This is a genomic window from Mycoplasma wenyonii (assembly GCF_003265155.1).
GTDB lineage: Bacteria > Bacillota_I > Bacilli_A > Mycoplasmatales > Mycoplasmoidaceae > Eperythrozoon_A > Eperythrozoon_A wenyonii_C.
Window position 1 is genome coordinate 1 of sequence record NZ_QKVO01000024.1, and the last position, 4,607, is coordinate 4,607.

4 protein-coding genes are annotated in these 4,607 nt (G+C 31.9%); 3 read left to right on the forward strand and 1 reads right to left on the reverse strand.

From position 1 onward, the window contains the following. The 3 genes from DNK47_RS03540 to DNK47_RS03235 form a co-directional block, all read left to right on the forward strand. On the forward strand, positions 1 to 197 hold a 197-nt coding region (locus DNK47_RS03540; RefSeq protein ID WP_181454170.1), incomplete at its 5' end, for a hypothetical protein. Between the two features lie 90 nt (positions 198 to 287). Then, on the forward strand, positions 288 to 1,349 hold the full coding sequence (locus DNK47_RS03230; protein ID WP_112665901.1) for a hypothetical protein: 1,062 nt from the start codon (positions 288 to 290) through the stop codon (positions 1,347 to 1,349). A 561-nt stretch (positions 1,350 to 1,910) separates the two neighbouring features. Further along, positions 1,911 to 2,597, forward strand: a complete 687-nt coding sequence (locus DNK47_RS03235; protein ID WP_112665903.1) for a hypothetical protein — start codon at positions 1,911 to 1,913, stop codon at positions 2,595 to 2,597. Positions 2,598 to 2,663: 66 nt separating this feature from the next. Here DNK47_RS03235 and DNK47_RS03240 read toward each other — a convergent pair whose 3' ends face one another. Beyond that, positions 2,664 to 4,160: an MIP family Ig-specific serine endopeptidase gene (locus tag DNK47_RS03240; protein WP_112665905.1), complete on the reverse strand. Its 1,497-nt coding sequence runs from the start codon at positions 4,158 to 4,160 to the stop codon at positions 2,664 to 2,666. Positions 4,161 to 4,607: the final 447 nt, after the last annotated feature.

Below are 4,607 nucleotides of genomic sequence, written 5' to 3' on the forward strand. Positions count from 1 at the left end.
AGTTAAGAGCCAATATATTTAAGGACCATAAATATAGTCAAGTACAACACTTAACTGTAGGTTATAATCGACGCAGCAAACACCAAGATCAGTTATTTCAACAATTCAAAAATCTTGTTTATGGTAACTATCCTTACAACCATGTGATTGTCAAAGTAGCCCATAAATTGTTAAGTAAAATGGGTCAATCAGTTTAAGAATTAACTAAAAGTTAATTTATCTGGGTAAATTTGAAAAGTTCAGTCTTCGCCTAGAAAATAACTTATTTTTAATAATTCAATTCTTAAATGGATAGAAGAGCTAAATTAGGGCTTTGTGGTCTCGGATTTCTTTCTATTAGTGGAATATTACTATTTACTTTGGAGAATAATTTTCATTCCTTAGGCACTCTAGCTAATCTGAGCCTGGGGGGGGCATTCCTAGCTAAAAACGAGTTAAGTAGAAAGGAACAAGATTTAAAGCTAGATTTTTCTAAGAAAGGAGACCCAGTATCAATAAGTTTTCCAAAACAAGTTACTCCATCAGAGGTCAAATTAGAACTAAAAAATGAAAGCCAATTAGAGATACCTTCAGAACCTTTTAATTATTCTCCAGAAGACAGTATTTCAGGAATTTTTCAAGAAATACAAAAAGAGAACAAAGTTATTGGAATAGAGAAACAAGTACAAGAAAATTTTCACAGTTTAACCCAAGAAGTTAATTCACAGAAATCACACTGAACTAACTTTCGAGAAGTTAAGAGAGATGTTAAAGAGAAGTGATTAAGAATCAAAAATAAATTATCAAGTCTAACCGACACCCAAAGAATCCCAGGGCTAACTTCTCAAAAAAGAAGGAGTTTAATGGAAATTTACAAACTTTATAAAAAGTTAAGAGAAAGTAGAGGCACTTTTTTAAATCAATTCCAAGATCTTAGGGAAGAGATTGATATAGTAACCGCTACAGAGCCGAAAGAAACAACCTCTAATATATTAGTGAAACCAGAGACCGCTTTAAGATGGATAGGTTGGGGTAGCTCTGGTAGAGTTATGTTGGAAAAGAGCGGAACACCTTATAAAGATCGCTTTTCTAATAATTGAGGCCCATGAGAAAAAAATCCTTATGCCAATTTTTATGAAAATCAAGAAGAATTTGAAAAGGATCTGGATTTTGTAAATAGATTACGTGAAAGAATAAAACAACAAATAAATAACTTAAAACAACAACAGCAATGATCCAGAGGGAGGGATAGATCGCTCCTAGGACGAATCAACACATTTACAGGATTTCTTAGCAATAACTTTCCTCAAAAGCATATAGAAATAAAAGTGGCAGAAAAATTACTTGAACATATGGGTCAATTAAATTAACTGAAAAATTTAAAGAAAGGAGATTAATTAAGGTCGATTTAGTTGCCCAATATTTGTGATTATTTTTTGAAGATTATTAGTAATAAATAAATTAAGGGATGATCTTAAATAAAATACTAAGTATTTTAGGAAGAAATTCTGAAGAGTGCAAAGAAAATACAAATTTGCTTTAGGGGGCTTGGGTTTCTTCGGGCTAAATGGTGCAATTTTACCTCATTTAGAACATAGCCTCAGTTCTTTAATTTCTTTAAGTTGTTTTAGTCGGGGGGGGCATTTAGTGCGAATAGACAATTTCAATGGAATCAAACAAAAATTAAGTTAGATAATGAAAAAAATCAAAAAGATCAAGCGAAACTAGATCTATCTACAAATATTGTTAAATCCTTCTCACTCAATTTAGAGACATCTTCTGAAAATAGAAAAGATTTTCTGACATCAAATTCTCAAGAATTAGGAGGACCATTAACAACTTCTAATGTTTCTGAGCTACATAAAGAAATTAATAAAGAGGGACAATTAATAGCTATTGGAGAAAAAACTTTTTCTAAATATGATGATCTATTGAAAAAACACTTTCCTTCTAACGGAGAAAAAGGCCAAAACCCACTAGCTGACTTCCAAAAAATCAAATCACAAATTCAACAATGAAAAGGAAGAGTAAATAAAAAAACTCAGTCTATAGAAAATAAATCTCTTTCAGCACAACAAAGAAAAAATTTAAAGACGTTTTATGAACTTTTTGAAGAGCTAACCAAAGAAAAACATAATATCTTCGGGGAATTGCAAAGATTTGATAGTTCCAGCATTACTTTAACTCAAGCAGATTCTTTTTCTGCCCGAAGACCAGATTTGCAATCAATAAAGCAAGCCCTAAGACTACTTGGATGAGATCTATCTAAACTACGATTACAAAGAATACCCTCTAGACCAAGTAACACAAGGCCTACTCAAATAGTTGACGATTGAGGTAAATGAGATTCAAAACACCCTTTCTTTCATTTCTATAATTCGGCAGATGATTTTAAGCAAGCCCTTGAATCTTTAAATGCAAATCATCAATCAGTCCATCGTTTTAGAAGTGATTTTCAAAAATTCCAACACGAATTTGGAAATATCAATCGGTGAACAGAAGCACACTTTACAACACAAAGACAACAGTTACAATCCCTTTCTTCAAATGTTTCTGTTGATATTGAAAACCATCTTGCCTCTAAATTATTGGAATGAATAGGACAATTAAAAGACTAATACTTAATAAATAGTCATTAGTAATTCTTTAGGGCTTGTAGAAAAACTAATTAAAGAATTTAAGTATTAAATTTCAACAGGAACAGTTCAATTTCCTCTTTGACTTAATCAGGTCTTTCCTCCTTTTTTCAGAATATATTCCTCTACTTGTTTTTTGTAGTAGTTGGTTTGTCCTTCAACCCCAAGTATCAAGTCATATTGGGGAGTCACCATTCCCTCTCTTTCTTCGGTAGTTCCATAACTTCTAAAAGGTTGCGCCCAAGAAGAGTTGCCACCAGTTATGATTACTACCCCAACAGCTCTTCCTTGACCATCTACATACAATCCGCCAGAAGCCCCTGGTTTTACTGGATTATGTTCTAGTCTATAGAAATGTCCAAATTCTTTATATTCTTCTCCTTGTCACTTAAATGGAACAGATGTATATCCCCAGTGAGAAACTTTTTGGGCCGGAGTGAAACCAGCTAAATGAGAAGCAATTGATTTTTGTTCATCTCAATTTTTGGTGTATGTTCATTTATCTTTAGCCCCTCTTCCATAACCTAAGAGGTAGTAATTATTATTTTCTCTTTGTAATGCTCTTCAAAGCTCTTCCCCTTCCTTTGTTTGATACTTTCTCTCTATAGGTGGACTGAAAACATCTATAACATCTTGAGGTCTTTCTTTGTATTTGATTGCAAAGTTATCTGTAACTCTTTTTGCAACATCCTCGTTAGTGAAGGTAATTTCTAGTACTGCAAAATCAGCAAAATGGTTACGTCCGGCAGGACTATCTTTGCCTAAGAAGTTAAATGCAGAGAAGAACAGTTTCGGTTCCTCCATTTCTCCAAGGGAAATGCCTCCGTGATCTGCTTTTCTGCTCATACCTGTATCTTGCTTTGAGAGGTTTAAATCCATGTATCCTGTTCTTTCTATAGATTTACAGGTGTCTCTTACCGGTCCTTTATAGTTTTTAACTTGGATGTATTCATCTTTATACTTTCCCTCATTTCTTAAGTATTGAACCCATTTGTCTCATTTAGGTGTTAATTGTTTATAGGTGTTTTCTAAGAAGTTAAGTCTTCAGATTACATGTGCATTTGTGGCGATGTATCACTTTGTAGGATATTTGTCCCCTTCAGGAATTTGGTAGTCAAGTATTCATCCAGTTCCTCAGCCACAAGGCATATAGATTTGGAAGGTGTAATCATTTAGTATCTTGTAAATTTTTTCAGCTTCTTCTCTATTTTTTCTTTGCTTTTCTGGTGTATATTCAGAGCCTCAATATCAAAATGTTTCTCCTGGGATTATCTTAGGCACATTATCTGTGAGTTCTGGCACTTGATCTTGCGGATAATTTTGAAAATTAAATGAATTTGTCTCTGAAGTACTTAAATCCGTTGTTACTTGTTCTGTGTCTGAATAAGAATTGACAAAACCATGAATTTGTTCAGTATTATTTACTACTGACTGGGGGGGGACAATAAGACTTTCGTTATTAGTTATTAATTTCTTAATACCAACAAAAGAACCAATTATGCTAGAAACTAAGGCTGTCCCATGTTTTCAATTCATAGCAGACATAAATGCTATTAATTATTAATAATCTCTCGAATTTTAAATTTGTTTTTGCAAACAGGTGATTTATTTGTTAGATATTTCTACAAGCTTTTTGATAGTAAAAAAATCAAATTATTAGTTTTTATTTTTTAATGACTTCTATTAATAATTATTAAAAGTTTTATTTACTTTATTTCTTTTCAAGAAGTTTTTAAAACCTTTCGTTTTTCAATAAATTAATAAGAATGACAAAAAATACTTTAAATATTTAAATTTCCTTTAATTGATTTTTTTCCTTTTTCAAATAATACATGCGAAAAAAGACCAAATTAGTTGAATTAGGAGAGATTTGTGAATTTCAAAGAGGATTAACCATTTCTGAAAAAGATCAATTTAAAGAAAATATTGAAGGAGATTTATTACCAATAATCAAAATAGGGAACATACAGGATACAGAAATAGTCAAAAATA